Source organism: Arthrobacter silvisoli (assembly GCF_003369445.1).
In the GTDB taxonomy this organism is placed as follows: domain Bacteria; phylum Actinomycetota; class Actinomycetes; order Actinomycetales; family Micrococcaceae; genus Arthrobacter; species Arthrobacter silvisoli.
Map to the genome: position 1 here is coordinate 37,094 of NZ_QRCU01000040.1, position 19,324 is coordinate 56,417.

At 67.2% G+C, this 19,324-nt stretch carries 17 protein-coding genes; 7 read left to right on the forward strand and 10 right to left on the reverse strand.

Annotated features, from left to right (window positions below; all coding sequences use genetic code 11):
• Positions 1–7: 7 nt before the first annotated feature.
• Positions 8–1,669: an amidohydrolase gene (locus DWV11_RS11835; RefSeq protein WP_115789127.1), complete on the forward strand. Its 1,662-nt coding sequence runs from the start codon at positions 8–10 to the stop codon at positions 1,667–1,669.
• A gap of 402 nt (positions 1,670–2,071) precedes the next feature.
• Positions 2,072–2,821 (forward strand): polyprenol monophosphomannose synthase, encoded by a 750-nt coding sequence (locus tag DWV11_RS11840; protein WP_115789128.1) that lies wholly within the window; start codon positions 2,072–2,074, stop codon positions 2,819–2,821.
• Between the two features lie 125 nt (positions 2,822–2,946).
• On the opposite strand, the gene DWV11_RS11845 is transcribed toward DWV11_RS11840, so the two are convergent.
• The 4 genes from DWV11_RS11845 to DWV11_RS11860 all read right to left on the reverse strand — a co-directional run bounded on the left by DWV11_RS11845 (position 2,947) and on the right by DWV11_RS11860 (position 6,042).
• Complete coding sequence (locus DWV11_RS11845) at positions 2,947–3,294, reverse strand: RNA polymerase-binding protein RbpA (RefSeq protein ID WP_115789129.1); 348 nt, start codon at positions 3,292–3,294, stop codon at positions 2,947–2,949.
• Positions 3,295–3,587: 293 nt separating this feature from the next.
• Entirely contained in the window at positions 3,588–4,565 is a 978-nt protein-coding gene (locus tag DWV11_RS11850; protein ID WP_115789130.1) for an SPFH domain-containing protein, read from the reverse strand.
• A 63-nt stretch (positions 4,566–4,628) separates the two neighbouring features.
• Positions 4,629–5,081, reverse strand: coding sequence for an NfeD family protein (locus tag DWV11_RS11855; RefSeq protein WP_115789131.1), 453 nt, complete (start codon positions 5,079–5,081; stop codon positions 4,629–4,631).
• Positions 5,082–5,187: 106 nt separating this feature from the next.
• A complete protein-coding gene (locus tag DWV11_RS11860) occupies positions 5,188–6,042 on the reverse strand; it encodes a putative RNA methyltransferase (protein ID WP_115789132.1) in 855 nt (284 codons plus the stop codon).
• A gap of 69 nt (positions 6,043–6,111) precedes the next feature.
• Between DWV11_RS11860 and DWV11_RS11865 the strand changes: the two genes are divergently transcribed.
• A complete protein-coding gene (locus DWV11_RS11865; protein WP_115789133.1) occupies positions 6,112–8,118 on the forward strand; it encodes a S9 family peptidase in 2,007 nt (668 codons plus the stop codon).
• Here the strand turns inward: DWV11_RS11865 and DWV11_RS11870 are convergent.
• Positions 8,115–8,792: a peptide deformylase gene (locus tag DWV11_RS11870; RefSeq protein ID WP_115789134.1), complete on the reverse strand. Its 678-nt coding sequence runs from the start codon at positions 8,790–8,792 to the stop codon at positions 8,115–8,117. The genes DWV11_RS11865 and DWV11_RS11870 overlap by 4 nt on opposite strands.
• Positions 8,793–8,867: 75 nt before the next feature.
• Between DWV11_RS11870 and DWV11_RS11875 the strand changes: the two genes are divergently transcribed.
• Positions 8,868–9,293, forward strand: a complete 426-nt coding sequence (locus tag DWV11_RS11875) for a nuclear transport factor 2 family protein (protein ID WP_115789135.1) — start codon at positions 8,868–8,870, stop codon at positions 9,291–9,293.
• A gap of 42 nt (positions 9,294–9,335) precedes the next feature.
• On the opposite strand, the gene DWV11_RS11880 is transcribed toward DWV11_RS11875, so the two are convergent.
• The 3 genes from DWV11_RS11880 to DWV11_RS11890 are packed head-to-tail and all read right to left on the reverse strand — an operon-like array spanning position 9,336 to position 12,347.
• Positions 9,336–10,511: an FAD-dependent oxidoreductase gene (locus DWV11_RS11880; protein ID WP_115789136.1), complete on the reverse strand. Its 1,176-nt coding sequence runs from the start codon at positions 10,509–10,511 to the stop codon at positions 9,336–9,338.
• Positions 10,504–11,211, reverse strand: coding sequence for a class I SAM-dependent methyltransferase (locus DWV11_RS11885; RefSeq protein ID WP_115789137.1), 708 nt, complete (start codon positions 11,209–11,211; stop codon positions 10,504–10,506). Before DWV11_RS11885 ends, DWV11_RS11880 begins: the two co-directional genes overlap by 8 nt.
• Entirely contained in the window at positions 11,208–12,347 is a 1,140-nt protein-coding gene (locus DWV11_RS11890) for a type III polyketide synthase (protein WP_115789138.1), read from the reverse strand. Before DWV11_RS11890 ends, DWV11_RS11885 begins: the two co-directional genes overlap by 4 nt.
• 190 nt (positions 12,348–12,537) lie before the next feature.
• Here DWV11_RS11890 and DWV11_RS11895 point away from each other — a divergent pair, with 190 nt between their 5' ends.
• Positions 12,538–14,922, forward strand: a complete 2,385-nt coding sequence (locus tag DWV11_RS11895; RefSeq protein WP_115789139.1) for an ATP-binding cassette domain-containing protein — start codon at positions 12,538–12,540, stop codon at positions 14,920–14,922.
• 73 nt (positions 14,923–14,995) lie between these two features.
• On the opposite strand, the gene DWV11_RS11900 is transcribed toward DWV11_RS11895, so the two are convergent.
• Positions 14,996–15,454 (reverse strand): ester cyclase, encoded by a 459-nt coding sequence (locus DWV11_RS11900; RefSeq protein WP_115789140.1) that lies wholly within the window; start codon positions 15,452–15,454, stop codon positions 14,996–14,998.
• A 62-nt stretch (positions 15,455–15,516) separates the two neighbouring features.
• Here DWV11_RS11900 and DWV11_RS11905 point away from each other — a divergent pair, with 62 nt between their 5' ends.
• Both DWV11_RS11905 and DWV11_RS11910 read left to right on the forward strand, forming a co-directional pair.
• On the forward strand, positions 15,517–16,170 hold the full coding sequence (locus tag DWV11_RS11905; RefSeq protein WP_115789141.1) for a TetR/AcrR family transcriptional regulator: 654 nt from the start codon (positions 15,517–15,519) through the stop codon (positions 16,168–16,170).
• A 160-nt stretch (positions 16,171–16,330) separates the two neighbouring features.
• On the forward strand, positions 16,331–16,705 hold the full coding sequence (locus DWV11_RS11910) for a cupin domain-containing protein (RefSeq protein ID WP_115789142.1): 375 nt from the start codon (positions 16,331–16,333) through the stop codon (positions 16,703–16,705).
• A gap of 208 nt (positions 16,706–16,913) precedes the next feature.
• Here the strand turns inward: DWV11_RS11910 and DWV11_RS11915 are convergent, their stop codons facing one another.
• Entirely contained in the window at positions 16,914–19,097 is a 2,184-nt protein-coding gene (locus DWV11_RS11915; protein WP_115789143.1) for an ATP-dependent DNA ligase, read from the reverse strand.
• Positions 19,098–19,324: the final 227 nt, after the last annotated feature.

Consider the following 19,324-nt stretch of genomic DNA (forward strand, 5'->3'; position numbering starts at 1 on the left):
GAAACTCATGAACAGTTCCGGCATGCCCGCCGGCCGGGCCGAACGCAAAGTGACGATGTACCGCAACGGTTCGGTCTATTCGGCGGCCGATCCCTTTGCCACTGCCATAGTGGTGGACGGCGGGACGGTAGCCTGGATCGGTTCCGAGCAGGCGGCAAGCTCCATCGCTGACTCCTCGATGGAGATCATCGACCTCCGTGGCGCACTGCTGGCGCCGGGCTTCGTCGACTCCCACGTCCACCTCACCGAAACAGGGATCGCGGCCGCCGGATTAAGGCTTGACGGCGTGCGGTCCGCAGCCGGTCTCCTCGACGCGGTTGCGGCTGCTGCAGCCAGCACGGAAGCCGGTGCACCGCTGTTGGGACATGGCTGGGATGAGTCCGCGTGGGCGGACCCGGCACTGCCGACCCCGGCCGAGCTTGGTCGGGCCGCCGGCGGTCGCAACGTCTACCTGTCGCGGGTTGACGTGCACTCAGCGCTGGTGTCGGACGGGCTCGCCGCCGCGGCGGGCCTGGCTGGCCTGGACGGCTGGAACGGCACCGCGCATGTGCTGCGGGACGCGCACACCGCCGCGCGTCTGGCTGCCCGCCAGCTTCCGGAATCCGTCCGGCTGCAGTACCAGGAGGCGGCCCTCCGCGAGGCCGCGGGGAACGGCTACGTCGCCCTGGCGGAAATGGCGGCCCCGCACATCTGCGGCATGGACGATCTGCGCAGTTCCGTCGCCTGGAACTCGTCGGCAACGGCCTTGCCCGAAGTCCTGCCCTACTGGGGCCAGCTTGCTGCGTCCGAGGACGAGGCGCGGTCGATCCTCGACGAGCTCAGTGTCCCGGTGCTCGGGCTGGCCGGGGACCTGAACATCGACGGCTCCATCGGCTCCAGAACCGCCGCCCTCAGAGCGCCCTACGCGGATTCCGCGGACCACCACGGGAACCTTTACCTCTCGGTCGACGCGGCGGCCCGTCATCTCGCAGCGTGCTCGCTCCTGGGCCTGCAGGCCGGCTTCCATGTGATCGGCGACGCCGGCCTGGACGCCGCACTGGAGGCCCTCGACCTTGCCTCTGCCGAGGTGGGGGAGCAGCGCATCCGGGCGGCCGGACACCGCTTCGAGCACGTGGAAATGGCCGACGCCGGTGCTATCGCCCGGCTTGCCAAGCACGCGGTCACCGTCAGTGCGCAGCCGGCGTTCGACGCCGAATGGGGAGCACCCGGCGGAATGTACGAACAACGCCTTGGCAACCGGAGCCGGGCCATGAACCCGTTCGCCTCTTACTATTCAGCCGGAGTCCCCCTTGCGTTCGGCAGCGACAGCCCCGTGACGCCCCTGCGGCCATGGGCCAGCGTCAGGGCCTGCCTGGAACACAGCAACCCCTCGGAGCGGATCTCCGCCCGCGCAGCGTTCCTGGGCCACACCCGCGCGGGCTGGCGCGCCACGAGGCAGCGCAACCCCCTCCTGGGCCAGCTGGTCCCGGGCGCCCCGGCCAGCTTCGCGGTCTGGGAAGTCGAGGAGCTCATGGTGCAGGTGGCTGACAGCCGGGTCCAGTCCTGGAGCACGGACCCCCGTGCGCGCACGCCCCTACTGCCGGCCCTGGACACCGGCAGCGACCCCGCCTGCCTGCAGACCGTGCGGGAAGGCCGGGAACTGTTCGCGGCCGAATCCCTGCGGGCCTGAAGCCCTTCCGGGAAAAATCCACCGCGCGAACGCCTCCTGAACTGGGGAAATGCGTAAATCCCCAGTTCAGGTGGTGCTTGACAGAATTTGTGTAGTCCGTAGCATTTATCGTCAACAGGGGGTCACGGTGAAGGTGCGGGCTCCTTGGCTGCACTCCGATCCTGTGGCCGCCCCGGCGGACAGACAGGCCGGGGCTGCAGCACTCATCAACGGGCAGGTCCACCAACGCAGAAAACAGTCCAACCGGCGCTTCATCGGCCCGGACGGCACTGGTCCTGCGTGTGTGGACCTGCCCGCGGTCATTCGCTCCCGCTGCCGGTCCTATAATGGAGAGTTGCGCCAGGGCCCCAGCCATGCGGCTGCTCCGGCACATCGACCGCTCCATCAAGGAAAGGCCTCTTCTTGCGTGTCCTGACGATCATCCCTACGTACAACGAGCTGGAATCGCTTCCCAAGACCCTTGGCCGGCTCCGCGCAGCCGTCCCCGAGTCCGACGTCCTCGTCGTCGACGACAACAGCCCGGACGGCACGGGGCAACTCGCCGACAGCATCGCGGCCGACGACAAGCAGGTCCACGTCCTGCACCGCAAGGGCAAGGAGGGACTGGGGGCCGCGTACATTGCGGGATTCAAATGGGGCATGGCTGCCGGTTACGACGTCCTGGTCGAAATGGACGCGGACGGCTCGCACAAGCCCGAACAGCTGCCCCTGCTGCTGACTGCGGTCAAGGAAGGCGCCGACCTCGCTATGGGCTCCCGCTGGGTCCCGGGCGGCAGCGTCGTCAACTGGCCGCTCTACCGCCAGGCCATTTCCCGCGTGGGCAGCACCTACGCCCGCATCATGCTCGGCGTGAAGATCAAGGACGTCACCGGCGGCTACCGGGCCTTCCGGCGCAGCACGCTCGAGGCGCTCAAGCTGGACGACGTCGAATCGGTCGGTTATGGATTCCAAGTGGATCTGGCCTGGCGCGTGGCCAAGCTCGGCCTGAAAATCGTCGAATGCCCCATCACTTTCGTGGAGCGCGAACTCGGCGCCTCCAAGATGAGCGGCAACATTGTGGTCGAGGCCATGATCAACGTGACCAAGTGGGGCCTGTCCGCCCGCTGGGCAAAGCTCACCGGAAAGCAGGACGCCGCGGCCAAGCGCGCCTAACCCTCCGCCCCCGGTGGAGCCGGCCAGCAAAGAGTCCGGCCGGCACAAAGCATAAGGCCACAAAGCATAAGGCAGGGCCCGCACCGTATGGTGCGGGCCCTGCCTTTATGCTGTCAGCCTGCGCGTTACGCGGAGCGGCGCTCACCGCGGCGTTCGCGCAGGATGTTCAGGCGGTCTTCGAGGATCTGCTCCAACTCAGGGATGCTGCGGCGTTCCAGCAGCATGTCCCAGTGCGTGCGGACGGCCTTCTCGTTGTTGTCGACGGGGCGTTCGCCGTCTACCAGGAGAGCTTCCTTGCCGGTCTTGGAGACCCAGACAGGAGGGATTTCGGCCTCGGACGAAAACGTCACGAAGACCTGCTCGCCATCAGCGCAGCGGTACTCGACCCGCTGACGCGGTGCCGGCTCCACTCCGGATTCGGTTTCCATGCTCTGCGCACCAAGGCGCATGCCGCGGAGGCTGCGATCGCTCATCTTTACTCCCTCTATCTGTTCGCGGAACTCCATCCGCGCTAGTCGGCGGGCCATTCGGCGCCGTCCGGACTACTGTCTGCACACCGTGCACCACTAAATGCAACGCTTGACCAAGCTCAAATGTTCCATGCGGATTGAACCGCTCGGACAAATACACCATTATACGCTGAATACGGGGCCCCTCGGTGCCGCGGCTGCCTCGTGCGGCAGCCGGGCGGTCCGGTGCACGAAAACTCCGCGCAAGCGGGGAGGGCCGGACACCTCGGTGCCCGGCCCTCCTTGCGAGATGCCAGCTACGGGGTCGGTTCCTGCGGCCTTGCCCCGGATTCCGGAGCCACAGCTCCTGCTGGTGCCTTGGTTCCGAACAGTCCGGCCACGCCATCGGTGTCGGCGCCGCCCAGGGCGCCGCCGATGCCCTTGAGGGCCTCGCCGACTTCGCTCGGAATGATCCAGAGCTTGTTGGACGTGCCCTCCGCAAGCTTGGGCAGCGTCTGCAGGTACTGGTACGCCAGCAGCTTCTGGTCCGGGTTGCCCTTGTGGATGGCGTCGAAGACCTTCTGGATCGCCTGCGCTTCACCGTCTGCGCGGAGGATCGCGGCTTTCGCGTCACCCTCGGCCTTCAGGATGGCGGACTGCCGTTGACCTTCGGCGGTGAGGATCTGCGACTGCTTGGTGCCTTCGGCCGTGAGGATCGCGGCGCGGCGGTCACGTTCGGCACGCATCTGCTTTTCCATCGAGTCCTGGATGCTGTGCGGCGGATCGATGGCCTTGAGCTCCACGCGCGAAACGCGGATGCCCCAGCGTCCCGTGGCTTCGTCGAGCACGCCGCGGAGCTGGCCGTTGATCTGGTCACGCGAAGTCAGTGCCTCTTCAAGGTTCAGTCCGCCGACGACGTTGCGCAGCGTAGTGGTGGTGAGCTGTTCCACTGCCTGGATGTAGTTGGCGATCTCGTAGGTGGCCGCACGCGGGTCAGTGACCTGGAAGTAGACCACGGTGTCGATGGAGACCACCAGGTTGTCTTCGGTGATGACAGGTTGCGGCGGGAACGAGACCACCTGCTCGCGCAGGTCCAACAGCGGCAGCAGCCGGTCCACGAACGGGATCAGGATGGTCAGACCCGGGTTGAGGGTGCGCTGGTACTTGCCCAGCCGCTCGACCACGCCGGCGCGCGCCTGCGGGATGATCCTGATCGACCGGACCAGCACAATGATCACAAAGATTATGAGGACTATCAGCACGATCGCGGCTGCAGTCCCTCCCAAGCTATCCATACATCTCCTTCATTCCCCAAAATATGTTCTGATGCAGCTAGGTTGTGGCGCGGTACTGACCGGTCACTCCTGGGCGCCGGGTGAGACGACCGCCGTCGCGCCGTCGATCCGGGTGACGCGGACGCTTTCTCCGGCAGCGATGGTGACGCCGGTGGTGCGGGCGCTCCACACGTCACCGCCGATCTTGACCAGGCCTCCGGCGGCACTGACCGATTCCATGACGACGGCGGACTGACCGATCAGGCGGTCGACGTTGCTGAGCTGGTCCGCGGGGCCCTTGCGCAGGTGCTTCATGGCCACTGGACGGACGAAGACGATCATCAACAGCGAAACGATGCAGAACACCACGATCTGGAGCCAGAATTCGGCGCCCACGAAATGCGCTACGAGGGCGGCCAAGGCTCCGCCGCCAAGCATGATGAAGAAAAGGTCGAGGGTAAGCATCTCGATCACTGCAAACGCGAGGAACACCGTGAGCCAGAGCGCCCACCAGTTCTCGCCGAGCCATTCAAACATCGTTCCCCCTGTTCCGGATCCGCCGTGCGCCCCAGCCATCGGAATGGACGGTGCACCGGCGTGTCGCCCGCTGTTTTTCCATCCTAGCCCGCCGCGCGGCCCGGCGTTAGGAAGCGTCCGGAGGTGTGGTGAAAACCGTCAGGGAGAACTTCGCGGTGGTCTCCACGGGACCCGTGCCCTTGAGTAAACCCAGGAGCTCCTGCCGGTCCAGGTGGTGCCCGGCAGGGCCCATGAAGGCAAGGTCGGCGGCCCCTGCTTCATCCAGCTGCAGGTGGATGTCCAGCGAATCCTGCCGGGCCAGGACGAAGTGGCCGCCCATCGTTTCGGCGAGGCGTTCGTCTTTGCCTTCCTCTATGCGGAGCATCCCGGCGAGGCCGGCGATTTCCGCGAGGTGCCCGGGCCGGGGAGTGACGACGATGGCGCGGCCGCCCGGCCGCAGCACGCGGGCGAACTCGCTGGGGTTCCGTGGGGCGAAGACGACGGTCACGACGTCGATGGTTCCGGTCCCGAGCGGCAGCGGACGCCAGACATCCCACACGAGGTTGAGGGTGTCCGGGTTCAGCCGGGCCGCCCGCCGCAGGGCGAACTTGGAAATGTCGAGGCCGATGGAGGCTGTGGGAGTGCGGTCAAGGATGGCCCGCAGGTAGTTGCCCGTTCCGGTCCCCGAATCGAGCAGGACTGCGCCGCTGCGGACCAGCCCCGGCAACGCCAGGTCTCCGAGTGCATGGGCGAGGGCGGCGTAATGCCCGGCGGACAGGAAGTCATGCCTGGCGCCGGCCATCGCCGCGGAATCGGCTTCGAAGGCCGTGCCCTTCCCGGTAAGCAGGTTGAAATAGCCCTGCCTGGCGGCATCGAAGCTGTGGCCCGCTGCGCAGCTTAACGCGCGGCGCGGACCGTTTTCCAGGGCCAGTCCGTCCTGGCAGATCGGGCAGCGCAGGGCGGACACGGCGTCGGAAAGCATAGGGACAATCCTACGGCGGACGGAGTGGCAGGCCGGCCGGGTGCGCACGGAGACGTTAGGCTCACCAGCGTGAAACCCGAACAGTTGCCGCTGCTGAACTCCGTCTCCGCCCCCACGGTACATCCCGACGCGAGCCGTGCCGTCGTCTCGGTGACGCGTCCCGATTTCGACGCCGACGCCTACGTTGGCCAATTGTGGTCCGTGCCGTTCGATTCTTCGCAGCAGCCCCGCCGGATCACGCGGGGCTTCCGCGACACCGCCCCGGCGTTCTCGCCGGACGGCCGGGTCCTTGCGTTCCTGCGGGCGGCGCCGGAGGGCAAGCCGCAGCTGCACGTCGTCGAGGCGGCCGGCGGCGAGCCGCAGGCCATCACGGAGCAGAAGCTCGGCGTCACGGAGTTCTCCTGGGCTCCGGACTCGGCGCGGATCGTCTTCGCCTCCAGGGTCCCCGAGGACGGCCGTTACGGCACCGTCGACGGCGTCGGGCCCGGAAGCGAGGATGCCCGCCTCGTCAGCAGCAACCAGTACCGGATGAACGGCGTCGGATACACGCAGGACAAGGCCGTGCAGCTGTTCGTCGTGGAGGTCCCGGAACTGGGCGGGGAGCCCGCGGTCACTCCCGCCGGCCGGGCGGCCAAGGGTTTGGAGAAGGAGGAGGGGCCGGCGTCGAAGGGGATTCCCGCGGTCGTGCAACTGACCTCAGGCGACATCGACCACACCGCTGCGGTCTTCAGCAGCGACGGGAACAGTGTGTATTTCGTGGCGGCCGGTCACGAAGGGCACGATGCGGACATCGCCTCCGGCATCTACAAGGTGGCCGCCGCGGGCGGGGACGCCGTGCTTGTGCCAAGCGGTCCGGGACCGCAATCCATCCATGCCGTCCGGGAATCACGGAACGGCCGGCACCTCTTCTTCACCGCCCAGGAACTCGGGCCGGGCGGCCTGGACTTCGTCGCCCGCAACACCGCCTTGTACGCCATGCCCGCCGGCGGCGGCGAGGCCCGCGTGCTCAGCGACGTCGAGCGGCAGGACCTGTCCGGCACACTGGAACCTGCCGGGCCGGACGCGGTGCTGGTCCTGAATTCGCACCGCGGCAGCGTTGAGCTGCTGAAGTGGGCGGCCGACGGCGGCAGCGAAGTGCTGCTGCACGGCGAGCGGGTGGTGCTTGGCGCCGCCGCGGCCGGGAATGCGGTGGCTGTCGCCTTCGCCGACGCCGCAAGCCACGGCGACCTCGGCGTACTGGAACGCGGCGAGTTGCGCCTGCTCAGCGATTTTTCGGCACAACTCCGTACCGAAAGCACCGTGCATGAACCCCGCGGGTTCATCGTCGACGGCCCGGACGGCTATCCCGTGCACGGTTGGCTGGTCCTACCGGACGGTCCCGGCCCGCACCCGGTCCTGCTGAACATCCACGGCGGTCCGTTTGCGCAGTACAGCGGCTCGTTCTTCGATGAGGCGCAGGTGTACGCGGAGGCCGGTTATGCGGTGCTGATGTGCAACCCGCGCGGCTCGGCAGGGTACGGCCAGGCCCACGGTTCAGCCATCAAGGAAGCGATGGGAACCGTGGACATGGCGGATGTCCTGGCCTTCCTTGACGGCGCCCTGGCCGCGTTCCCGGCATTGGATGCCGAGGCTGTCGGCATCATGGGCGGATCCTACGGCGGATACCTCACCGCCTGGATCATTGCCCACGAGCACCGTTTCAAGGCAGCGGTCGTGGAGCGCGGTTTCCTTGATCCGATCAGTTTCGCCGGCTCATCGGACATCGGGTGGTTCTTCGGCGGCGAGTACACCGGCGGAACACTGGAGCAGATGCTGGCCCAAAGCCCCATGGCCGTGGTGTCGAAGGTCCGCACGCCCACCTTGGTGATCCACAGCGAAAACGACCTTCGCTGCCCGGTGGAGCAGGGCCAACGGTATTTCGCAGCGCTCAAGGCCCAGGGCGTGGAGACCGCCCTGCTGCTCTTCCCGGGGGAGGACCATGAACTCTCCCGTTCCGGCACTCCGCACCACAGGAAGCAGCGGTTCGAGCAGATCCTGGACTGGTGGGCGGCTAAGCTCCCGACGGCAGCAGCTTAGCCGGCCGGGAAGCCCAGTTCCGCCCGCGCCTGGCCGGTTCCCGGCTGGGCCCAGCGGGCGGAATACTCCTCGTTGCATGCCAGCGAGCGGGTTTCCGCGCGGTCCAGGTAAAGGGCTCCGTGCAGGTGGTCTGTTTCATGCTGGGCGATCCTGGCCTGCCACCCACTGAGCTCTGCATGGGCGGAGCTGCCATCCGGCCGCACGTAGTCCAGTGCGACCTTCCGGTGCCGGGTCACCACCGCCTGGTATCCCCGGATCGAAAGGCAGCCCTCGTAAAACGACGCCGTTTCGGAACCGGCCGGCGCGTACACCGGATTGAGCATGGCGAAGAAGTCCAGCGGTGCCCGTTCCCTGGCCGCTGAGGCGGCGGGATCGACGTCGAACTGGTCCTCGAGCACTGCCAGCTGCAGGGGAATGCCGATCTGGGGCGCCGCGAGCCCGACACCCGGCGCATCGTGCATGGTCCTGCGCATCACCTCGATCAGCCGCAGGAGGGTGGAGTCGTCCAGCTGACCGTCATAAGGTGCGGCGTGCTGGCGGAGCACCGGGTGGCCGGCCTGGACGATCGGCGGCAGCGCATCAATCCCCAGGATCTGCTCCACCAGTTCCCTGATGTCCTGTGCGGTGAGGGGCGTCGGGGGAGCGGAGGAGAGGGGTCGAAGCCGGAATTCCATGGCTTGAGCCTAGCGGGCCGACGTGCACCGGGTTGCCCTTCCGGGCCGGTCCGTGGCGTGCGCTAGGCTCGAAAAGTGACTGAGCTGACCCCCTTGGACTGTGTGTTGGGTTTTATCCGTGCGGTTGAAGGCGGGGGAGGAGCCGAAGAAGTGCGGCCCTTCCTCGCAGACAATTTCAGGCTTACGGAATGGCCCCATGTGCTGTCGGTGCGGGGCGCCATCCGGGACCTGCGGGCCACCCTTTCCGGAGCGGACCAGAGCAAGGACGTGGTCAGGAACCAGCATTTCGACATCGTGCGCACCACCTGCGAGGGGAACCGGGTGGTCCTGGAAATCAACTGGTCGGCGGTCCTGCTGCTGGACCTGCCGCACTGGGACGCCGGGGACACCATCCGCGCCCGCACCACCGCTGTCTTCGAAGTCGAGAACGGACGGATCCGCAGCCAGGACAGCTACGATTGCTACTTCACCGACCCCACCCAAGTGACGGTCACTTCCTGACCGTCACTGCCTGACATTCCCGCACGGGCGCGCTGAAGCGGGTCAATCCACCTGGTGCATGGTGAAACGCCGTGCCACGAATCCGGCGACGGCCGGCCGCCGGACCAGCCGGCCGACGATGGCGTTACGGACCCTGAGTACCGCGGGAGGCATCGGCCGGCCAAGCGCCATGTTGATACCGGCCTGGCGGCTGGCCTTGCGGGCAGCGTGCAGCCGAACGCGCTCCAGTTCCGCGAGTTCCGCGTGCAGGGTCGGATCCGGCCGGCCCCGTTCCACCTGGACCATGCGTTCCAGCAGCGGAGCCAGTGCTGCGGCATCCAGCCAGCCCAGGTTCATCCCCTGTCCGCCGATCGGGCTCAGCTCGTGGGCCGCGTCGCCGAGCAGGATGGTCCGCCCGTGGACCATGGCAGGCGCCAGGCGGGACGTGACGCCGAAGGCGCTGAGCATCGAATTGCCGGCCGGCTCTACTACCGCCCCCGTGCGTTCCCGGATGAGCTCAGCCAGGAAGCCGGCCGACGGTTCCGCGGCGGGCCGGCCCATCCGCACCACCCAGCGGCGGATTCCGCCCGGCAGGGGGAAGCACTCCACGATTCCCGGCGCTTCCAGGAAAAGCACGGCCTCCGTGCCGTATGGGGTGCCGTCGTGGAAGTCGCCCATGAGATAGTGGTCCGGGTAGCTGCGCAGGGTGGGCGTGACTCCCAGCGCCGTCCTGCGCCCGGAGTGCGCGCCGTCTGCGGCAACCAGGAGACGGCACCGCGCTTCAAACGGCGCGGCCGGCCCGGCGCCATCGGCCCGCCTGCCCCGCAAGAGGAGGCCGCCGCCGTCGGGCACTGAGTCCAGCACCTCGATGCCGCGGCGCAGCACGCCGGAACCGAGCGCCGCAACGCGATCCTCCAGGACCGCCAGGGTCCTCGTCTGGGGCACTGAGAGAATGAACGGGTACTCGGCGCCCGGGAGGCCGAAATCCAGCGAACCGACTTTCCGCCCGGCGCTGTACGCGGTGCCGCCCCTGATCTGCACCCCGCTCCCGATCAGCGGCCCGGCGGCACCGATGCTTTCGAGCACCGCCAGGGCGGGCGGATGGATGCCGATGGCCCGGGTCTGGGTCCCCGGGCTGGTGCGTTTTTCGAAAACGGCGACGTCGAGCCCGCGCCGGAGCAGGAGCCCAGCCATGCAGAGGCCCACCGGACCGGCGCCGACGATCCCGACGTCAAGCACTGCCTGCCCCCGGCGGACGGTACACCAGCAGGATGTGCCAGGGCCCGTTGCGCTCCACCTGCCAGCCGGGCGGCACGATTTTCCGCAGTTCGGCCGGAGTGTAGCTGCGCCGGATGGATGCCAGCCCGTCGGTGTGGATGTACGAGCCGGGTCCCAACGGCCAGAAGGCCACAAGAAAGAGAAGGTACGCGAGCCGGCTGCGCCGCAGGTCGTTGTGCAATACGAGGCGTCGGGCAAGGAGCTCGGAATCCGCGAGGACGTCCGCCAGTTCGGTGGCGCTGAGGTGGTGGAGGACGTGGTTGGAAATCACGACGTCGTAGCGCGCGCCTTCCGCCACCAGTTCAGAGCTGAGCGCCCTGCGGTACCGGACGCCGTCGGGCGCTTTCCGGGAGGTGGCGAACGCGTGGGCGCGGGAGTCGGGATCTGCGCCGGTCGCCTCCAGGCGAAGGCCTTCGCGGGCGGCGCGGCCGGCGAGGCGCCGTACGACGTCCCCTCCGCCGCATCCGATGTCCAGCAGCGTCGCCGCTGTGCCGGACAGCAAGGGCCTGATCCGCCGCGCGTAGTTCCGGCCCCAGCGCGCCAACAGGAAATTGATGACGGGGAACCTTGCGTAGCTTCGCCGCAGCCGGGCCGCGTCGCAGTCCGGGCGGTCCATCTGCTCGGTCAGGCTGCCCTCCCGTGCCTGCAGGAAGGAAGTCATGACTGCAGGGGAGCGACCTTGGTGAACAAGCCGGTTTCCACCGTCAGACCGGGGCCGAACGCCATGGAGCAGACCCGTTCCTCGCCCTGACGGGGCGGCTGGCTGAGGATGTGCTTGAGCACGAAGAGAACGGTGGCGCTGCTCATGTTCCCGAAGTCGCGCAGGATCTCGCGCGCGGGCCGCAGCTGTTCTTCGAGGAGCTCGAGTTTGGCTTCGACCTTGTCCAGGATGCTCCGGCCGCCGGGGTGGATGGCCCAGTGCGGGATCTCCCGGTACGGCCGCCCCGTCAGCCCGTCTTCGCGGGCCAGCAGCGGTTCCAGCGCACCGGTGATGTGTTCTTCGATGATGTGCGGAACGTAGCTGCCCAGCACCATTTCAAAACCCTGATCGCCGATGTTCCAGGCCATCGCCTCCTCGCCGACCGGAGTGAGGACCGTTTCGAAGTGGTCCAGCCGCAACGCGGCATCCGGTCCTGCCGGGGTCCGCGAACTGACGACGGCGGCCGCCGCGCCGTCGGCGAAAATCGCCGAGCCCATGATCGTGTCCGGGTCGTTGGACGTCCTGACGTGCAGGGAACACAGTTCGACGCAGACCACCAGGACCACCGCGGCCGGGTCCGCGAGGCAGAACTGACGCGCCGCCCGCAGTGCCGGGAATGCCGCGTAGCATCCCATGAACCCGAGGTGGTACCGCTGCACGGCCGGGTTGAGTCCGAGGGCGCGCACCACCTTGTAGTCGGGTCCGGGATTGAAGAAACCGGTGCAGGACACGGTGATCACGTGCGTGATGTCGGCAGGTTCAACGTCCGGGCAGCGGCCGACGGCGGCCTTGCCCGCCTCGATGAACAATTTGGTGGCCTCGGTGTAGAAGAGGTCGTTGCGCACTTTCGTGCTGGGGCTGAGGACCGCCCCACTGTCCGGGTCGTAGAAGTCCCGGCGATCCGGGCTTCCGCCCTCAGTAAGTTCGGCGACGGCGGTATGCCGGGTATCGATCGCCGCGGAGTCGAAGCAGGTCCTGACGAGTCTGGAGCCGAGCCGGGTGAGGCCGGGCTGGGCGGCGAATACATCGCGTGCCTGGGGTTGCACCAGGATTGTTGGCGGTACGGCTGTCTCGAGGGAATTCACGTAGACCGGCATGCTTCATTGTTGGCGCCGAGGCGGCTTAAGACAATGGGCCGGATCGGAGCAGGATCAGAGAAGCCGCAGGGCCCGGGACGGGATTAGTGTGGTGGTCAGGAGCGCTGTGCCCGGCCGCCGCAGGCCGCACCGGGCATCGCAGGACCACGGGGGCCGCGCGTGGGCCCGCCGATTCACGGACGGAGAAACGATGAGTACTGACACGGGAACCGAAGCCGAATCCGCCTCGGTGCCGCTTGCCGACAGCCACGAACTGATCAAGGTGGAGGGTGCCCGCGAGAACAACCTGAAGGACATCAGCCTGCAGATTCCGAAGCGGCGCCTGACGGCGTTCACCGGCGTCTCCGGCTCCGGCAAGAGCTCCCTGGTGTTCAGCACCATCGCGGCCGAGTCGCAGCGGATGATCAACGAAACCTACAGCACCTTCGTCCAGGGATTCATGCCCTCGCTCGCCCGCCCCGACGTGGATGTCCTTGAAGGCCTGACCACGGCGATCATCGTGGACCAGGAGCGCATGGGCGCCAATGCGCGTTCCACCGTAGGGACAGTCACCGATGCGAACGCCATGCTGCGCGTGCTTTTCAGCAGGCTCGGCACGCCCTACATCGGGCCTGCCGTGGCCTTCTCGTTCAACATTCCCACCCGCAAGGCCAGCGGCGTCATGACCGACGCCAAGGGGGTGAAAACGATCGTGCGGGAGGCCGTCTACTACGGCGGCATGTGCGCCGAGTGCGAGGGCCGCGGCACGGTTTCCGACCTGGATCTCACCGCCATCTTTGACGAAAACAAATCCCTGCTCGACGGCGCCATCCTCGTTCCCGGATACACCGCGGACGGCTGGATGGTCGCCACCTTCACGGAGTCGGGTTTCGTCGACCCGAACAAGCCGCTCAAGGACTTCACGCAGCAGGAACTGGACGACCTGCTCTACAAGGAGCCGGTGAAGATCAAGGCGAAGGGCATCAACGTCACCTATGAGGGCCTGATCCCGAAGATCCGCAAGTCCATGTTCAGCAAGGATCCGGATTCGCTGCAGCCGCACATCCGCGCCTTCGTCGAACGCGCGGCCGTTTTCGCGCGCTGCCCGGCCTGCGAAGGCACCCGGCTCAACGACGCGGCCCGCTCCTCACGGATCAACGGCCTGAACATCGCCGAGGTCTGTGCCATGCAGATCACGGACCTTGCGCGCTGGATCCGGGAACTGGACGCCCCGTCGGTGGCGCCGCTGAAGGGCAACCTGCTGCACTTGTTCGATTCGTTCGTCGAGATCGGCTTGGGTTACCTGTCCCTGGACCGGCCGTCGGGAACGCTTTCCGGCGGGGAGGCGCAGCGCGTCAAGATGATCCGCCACCTCGGGTCCTCGCTCACCGACGTCACCTACGTCTTCGACGAACCCACCATCGGCCTGCATCCCCACGACATCCAGCGGATGAACAGGCTCCTCCTGCGGCTGCGTGACAAGGGCAACACCGTCCTGGTGGTGGAGCACAAACCGGAGGCGATCGCCGTCGCCGATCACGTCGTCGACCTTGGTCCCGGCGCCGGATCCGCCGGCGGAAGTATCTGCTACGAAGGGACTGTCGAGGGACTGCGGGGCAGCGGCACGCTGACCGGGCGACACCTCGACGACCGCGCGAAGCTCAAGGACAAGGTCCGCAAGGGCAAGGGCAAGCTGGAGATCCGGGGCGCCTCGGAGCACAACCTGAAAGACGTCGACGTCGACATCCCGCTGGGTGCCCTGGTGGTGGTCACCGGGGTGGCCGGCTCCGGCAAGAGTTCCCTGATCCACGGCTCGCTTGCCGGCGGGGAAGGCGTGGTGTCGATTGACCAGTCCGGCATCAAGGGCTCCCGGCGGAGCAACCCGGCAACCTACACGGGCCTCCTGGAACCCATCCGCAAAGCCTTTGCCAAAGCCAACGGTGTGAAGCCGGCCCTCTTCAGCGCGAACTCCGAAGGGGCCTGCCCTGAGTGCAAGGGTGCCGGGGTCATCTACACCGAACTCGGGTTCATGGATACCGTGGCCACGCCGTGCGAGGACTGCGAGGGCAAGGGCTTCCAGGCCGCTGTACTCGAGTACAAACTGGGCGGACACAACATCAGCGAAGTGTTGGGCATGTCCGTGAGCGCAGCCGGGGAATTCTTCTCCGCCGGGGAGACGAAGATCCCCGCCGCACATGCCATCCTGCGGCGCCTGGCAGACGTCGGCCTCGGCTACCTTGCGCTGGGGCAGCCGCTCACCACACTGTCCGGTGGTGAGCGCCAGCGGCTCAAGCTCGCCGCGCAGATGGGGGAGAAAGGCAACGTCTACATCCTCGACGAGCCGACCTCCGGCCTGCATCTGGCCGACGTCGAGCAGCTCCTGGCGCTGCTGGATCGCTTGGTGGAGTCAGGGAAGTCGGTAATCGTGATCGAACACCACCAGGCCGTGATGGCCCATGCGGACTGGATCATCGACCTCGGACCGGGCGCAGGGCACGACGGCGGCAGCATCGTTTTCGAGGGAACTCCGGCTGAGCTGGTGGCTGCCCGGGCGGGCCTGACCGGGCAGCACCTGGCGGACTACGTGGGGGCCTGAGGCGCACGTGGTTGCTTTCTGAGGAGGCCCCTAAGGGGCTGGCTCCGCGCTACCGCACGCATGCCGTTGTTGCCTACGGCTTGCTCTTGGCTCCGGCGTTGTTGTCGAGGTGCCCCAGTTGGGCCAGCAGCGCGAAGCGGTCGGGCACGCCCCAATGTTCGACCAGCTTGCCGGCGCTGAAGCGGGCGATGTCCACCACGGTAATGCTCACGGCCCGCCCCGTGGGGGTATGGCCGAAGAAGCCGCCCGTGTCGGTGCCGCTTGCGGTCATCCGGGTCCAGACGGTGTCCTCGTCGGCGATGGTGGCGTCGAAGGTGTACTGCACGTCAGGCATCGCCTTGTGCAGACCGACGATCGCCCGTTTGAGGTTTTCCACGGCGTGCCCGCCATCGCCGGCAAGCCCGAACTGGTGCTCGATCAGATCCGGCGCCACCAGTTCATCAACGACCCCGGGGTTGCCCGCCTGGAATCCTTCAAGGATCAGCCGCCGGAAGGTGGCTGTGTTGTCCTGGGTGATTGCCCCTGAGACCATGTCCGGCCTCCTGCTAAAATTCATCCGAAACCATTTCGGATGAATAAAGGGTAGGTTCGACGATGAGCGAAGTCAATGGCCCCAGGCGCCGCTATGACTCCGCGCGGCGCCGCGAGCAAGCTGCTGCAACACGGCACTCCGTGATTGCGGCGGCACGCGAGCTGTTCATCGAGAAGGGCTACGCCGCGACGACGATCGCAGACGTCGCGCGGCGCGCCGAGGTCGCCGTCGACACCGTATACGCGACCGTTGGCCGCAAGCCGGCTCTAATGCGCGAGGTCGTCGAAACGGCCATCTCCGGCACGGACCACGCCGTCCCTGCCGAGCGCCGCGACTACGTACAACGCCTTCGGCAGGCTGAAACTGCACGGGAGAAGATCTCGATTTACGCCCAGGCCCTGGCCGGAATCCATCCGCGCCTGGCACCGGTCTATCTCGCGCTCAGGGACGCCGGCTCCACCGACCCTGACTCCGCCGCCCTATGGGCCGAAATCTCCCAACGGCGCGCAGCCAACATGCGCAGGTTCATCGAGGACATTGCGAGCACAGGCGAACTCCGAGCCGACCGGCCCGCCGACGAACTCGCGGACGTCGTGTGGAGCATGAACGGGCCCGAATACTGGATCCTGCTCGTCGCTGAACGAGGTTGGACTCCGCAGCAGTTCGCCGACTGGCTCACTGATGCCTGGAGTCGGCTGCTGCTGGAACGACGGTGAGGGGCGTGCGGGCTTCTTGACATGCTTTGGCTGCGGGAGCACTCTGGTACCGCTGGTCCCCGGTACTGGCAGAAAAGTGTTCGCCTGCCAGCCGCATCCCCGGAGAAGCTCTCGCGCTCCGGATGAATAGCTGCATGCCACTTTCCGTGAGGAAGAAGAGATGTCCTCAGTAACTGTCAATGCCCTTGAATCGAAGTCGTTTGACGAGCCTGACGAAAAGCGCCGTCCGCCGCGGACCGAAGTTGACGTTGTAACGATCAGTGACACCACCTTGGGAAGGTTTACCTTCGAGCCGGGCTGGCGTTGGTCCGAGACGGTCAAAACCGTCGTCCATACCGACAGCTGCCAGGTCAATCACCTTGGAGTCTGCACCTCGGGGACACTGGTGGTGCAGATGGAGGATGGCTCGCAGATCACGGTGAATCCAGGTGCGGCCTACGCCATTCCGGCCGGGCATGACGCCTGGGTGGAAGGCGATGAACCCTTCGTGGCGTACGAAATCATGAGCGCCGCCACGTACGCCAAGCCTGCCTGAGTATGCGTGACTCCCGCGGGAATCGACGGCGGGGGAGCAGTGCCAAGAGAGCCGCCGGGATCCTGCCTCTCCAGAAGGTCAAACCCTCGGAGAGCCTGCGTCTCGCCGCGTAGTCGGCGCGACGATGACGCCGGCAATCACCGCCCGCCCTGTCTGTGCCTGTCGAACAAATAGGTCCCGGCCAGGGAACCGCCCCTCCGCGGGCGGGTTACGCGGGCCGGTCCCGGGCCAGGACCGAGGAGAGGTCATAGCTGACGGGTTCTTCGAGCTGGTCATAGGTGCACGACTCCGGCGAGCGGTCCTGGCGCCATCGGACCCATTGCGCGGTGTGTCGGAACCGATCGCCCTCCATGTGGTCGTACTTGACCTCGACGACGCGCTCCGGCCTCAGGGGGGTGAACGAGAGGTCCTTGTTTGCGTTCCAGCGTGAGTGCGCCGCCGCCGCAGGGGTACGCGGTGCCGACTGGTCGCGGTTGTCCGGCAGCACCTCTGCGGGCTGCGCCCACGCCCAGGGGTGCCCGTCGAACGTGGTCACGAGCGGCTGCAGCTCGTCGAACAGCTCCTTGCGGCGGGCCATAGGAAACGCCCCGATGACGCCCACTGAGTTGAGCCGGCCCTGGGCGTCGTAGAGGCCCAGGAGCAGGGATCCGACGGCGTCGGGCTCGTCTTTGTAGAGCCGGTACCCGGCGAGGACGCAGTCGGCCGTCCGCTCGTGCTTGAGTTTGGACATGATCCGCTTGTCCTCGGCGTAGAGCTCTCCGAGGGGCTTGGCGATGACGCCGTCGAGGCCGGCGCCCTCGAATGTACTGAACCACTCCAGCGCGATGGCGGGGTCCTCGGTCGCCTGAGTGAGGTAGACCGGGGGCTTGGCGTCCCTGAATGCCTCCTCAAGGGCTGCGCGCCGCTCGCGGAACGGACGCTCGACGTAGTTGGTCTGGCCCAGGGCGAGCAGGTCGAAGGCCACGAAGCTCGCCGGCGTTGCAGTGCTCAGCTTTGCGATGCGGGAGGCCGCAGGGTGAATGCGCTGCTGGAGGGCATCGAAGTTGAGCCGGTCGCCGGTGTCCGGGTCCACGAGGACGATTTCGCCGTCGATGACCGAGTGGTCGGGGAAGTTCGCGACGATGGCCTCGACGAGCTCCGGGAAGTAGCGCGTCATGGGCAGGGCGTTGCGCGATCCGATCTCTACCCGATCGCCGGAGCGCCACACGATCGAGCGGAAGCCATCCCACTTCGGCTCGTACAGGTACTCGCCGACCGGTAACTTCTTGACCGGCTTGGCCAGCATCGGCCCGTACGGGGGAGCGATCGCGGTGCCCCATTCGGCGTCGCGCTCCGCTTTGGGTGCCGAATAGTCCTCGTCGGCTCGGTCCGCCTTGCGCTTGCTCGGCGGCACCCGCGGCGGCTCGCCGGGCATCTTGGGGTAGTCCGGCGGGAAGTTGAGCTCGCCGAGCCCGCGCTCGAGGTCCGCCTCCCATAAGGCGAGTGCGTCCGAAATGTCACCCGGCGCGGCGTCGATTTCCACCCACGGGCAGTCACGGGCGGCCAGGAGCGCGGGAACCGTACGGACGGTGAAGTCGCGCGGGTCGGCGTCGGGGAGCTCGTCCCACGCCAGCGGGGTCGAGACGGGCGCGTGCGGCAAGGGCCGGGGCGAATAGGCGGCGGCGATCGTCCGGTCGCGGTTGGCCTGGTTGAAATCGACGAAGACCCGCTCGCCGCGCTCCTCCTTCCACCACGAGGTGGTCACGAGGTCCGGCATCCGTCGCTCCAGCTCGCGTGCAATCCCGATGACGGCGTGCCGCACATGAAGGAACTCGTGCGTGGGCCGGATGCGCGCATAGACGTGGACGCCCCGGTTGCCCGAGGTCTTCGCGTACGCCGTGAGCCCGGCCGCAGCCATGACCTCGCGCAGCGCGAGCGCGGCGGTGACGGCGTCCCGGAAGTCGCGCCCGGGCTGCGGATCGAGGTCGATCCGCAGCTCGTCCGGGTTGTCCAGATTGGCCGTGCGCACCGGCCAAGGATGGAAGGTGATCGTTCCCATCTGCGCCGCCCACGCGAGTGCCGCGGCCTCGTCGAACACGAGCTGGTCATGGCGCCTGTGGGACGGATAGGTGCACGTCACCGTCCTGAGGTAGGAAGGCGCGCCCCGCGGCGGCCGCTTCGAGAAGAACTCCTCGCCGTCGATCCCCTCGGGGAAGCGCTGCAGAGTCATGGGCCGGTCGCCGTTGAGCCGGAGAAAGGGCGATGCCACCGAGATCAGGTAGCGGGCCAGGTCGCGCTTGGTGAGGGGATGTTGCCCCTCGACGCTGGGCCACAGCACCTTGTCCGGGCTGCTCAGCTTGACCTCCCGCGCGCCGTCGGGGCCGTCCACGTGCAGGATCTCAGAATCCGCCATGCGCCCAACAGTAGCCGCCGCAACGCCGTCGCGGCAGGCTCCCTTGTCTTTAACTGGCACTCCGCTGCGACAGAGTTCGAAGGCTACGCGAAGCCCGACTAACAAACGTCGGATTCGCCATGGGACGGGAGTTAGAAGCCAAAACCGCTCCGCTGCTTTTCCCGCACACACGTGGACGCCGGGACCCAATGAGGCAGCTGCACACAACCACCAGGTCACCACACTGC

Coding starts and splice junctions, on each gene's coding strand:
- DWV11_RS11835 (WP_115789127.1), top strand. CDS start 8: ATGAACAGTTCCGGCATGCCCGCCGGCCGGGCCGAACGCAAAGTGACG.
- DWV11_RS11845 (WP_115789129.1), bottom strand. CDS start 3,294: ATGAGCGATCGCAGCCTCCGCGGCATGCGCCTTGGTGCGCAGAGCATG.
- DWV11_RS11850 (WP_115789130.1), bottom strand. CDS start 4,565: ATGGATAGCTTGGGAGGGACTGCAGCCGCGATCGTGCTGATAGTCCTC.
- DWV11_RS11855 (WP_115789131.1), bottom strand. CDS start 5,081: ATGTTTGAATGGCTCGGCGAGAACTGGTGGGCGCTCTGGCTCACGGTG.
- DWV11_RS11860 (WP_115789132.1), bottom strand. CDS start 6,042: ATGCTTTCCGACGCCGTGTCCGCCCTGCGCTGCCCGATCTGCCAGGAC.
- DWV11_RS11870 (WP_115789134.1), bottom strand. CDS start 8,792: ATGGAATTCCGGCTTCGACCCCTCTCCTCCGCTCCCCCGACGCCCCTC.
- DWV11_RS11885 (WP_115789137.1), bottom strand. CDS start 11,211: ATGACTTCCTTCCTGCAGGCACGGGAGGGCAGCCTGACCGAGCAGATG.
- DWV11_RS11890 (WP_115789138.1), bottom strand. CDS start 12,347: ATGCCGGTCTACGTGAATTCCCTCGAGACAGCCGTACCGCCAACAATC.
- DWV11_RS11895 (WP_115789139.1), top strand. CDS start 12,538: ATGAGTACTGACACGGGAACCGAAGCCGAATCCGCCTCGGTGCCGCTT.
- DWV11_RS11900 (WP_115789140.1), bottom strand. CDS start 15,454: ATGGTCTCAGGGGCAATCACCCAGGACAACACAGCCACCTTCCGGCGG.
- DWV11_RS11905 (WP_115789141.1), top strand. CDS start 15,517: ATGAGCGAAGTCAATGGCCCCAGGCGCCGCTATGACTCCGCGCGGCGC.
- DWV11_RS11910 (WP_115789142.1), top strand. CDS start 16,331: ATGTCCTCAGTAACTGTCAATGCCCTTGAATCGAAGTCGTTTGACGAG.
- DWV11_RS11915 (WP_115789143.1), bottom strand. CDS start 19,097: ATGGCGGATTCTGAGATCCTGCACGTGGACGGCCCCGACGGCGCGCGG.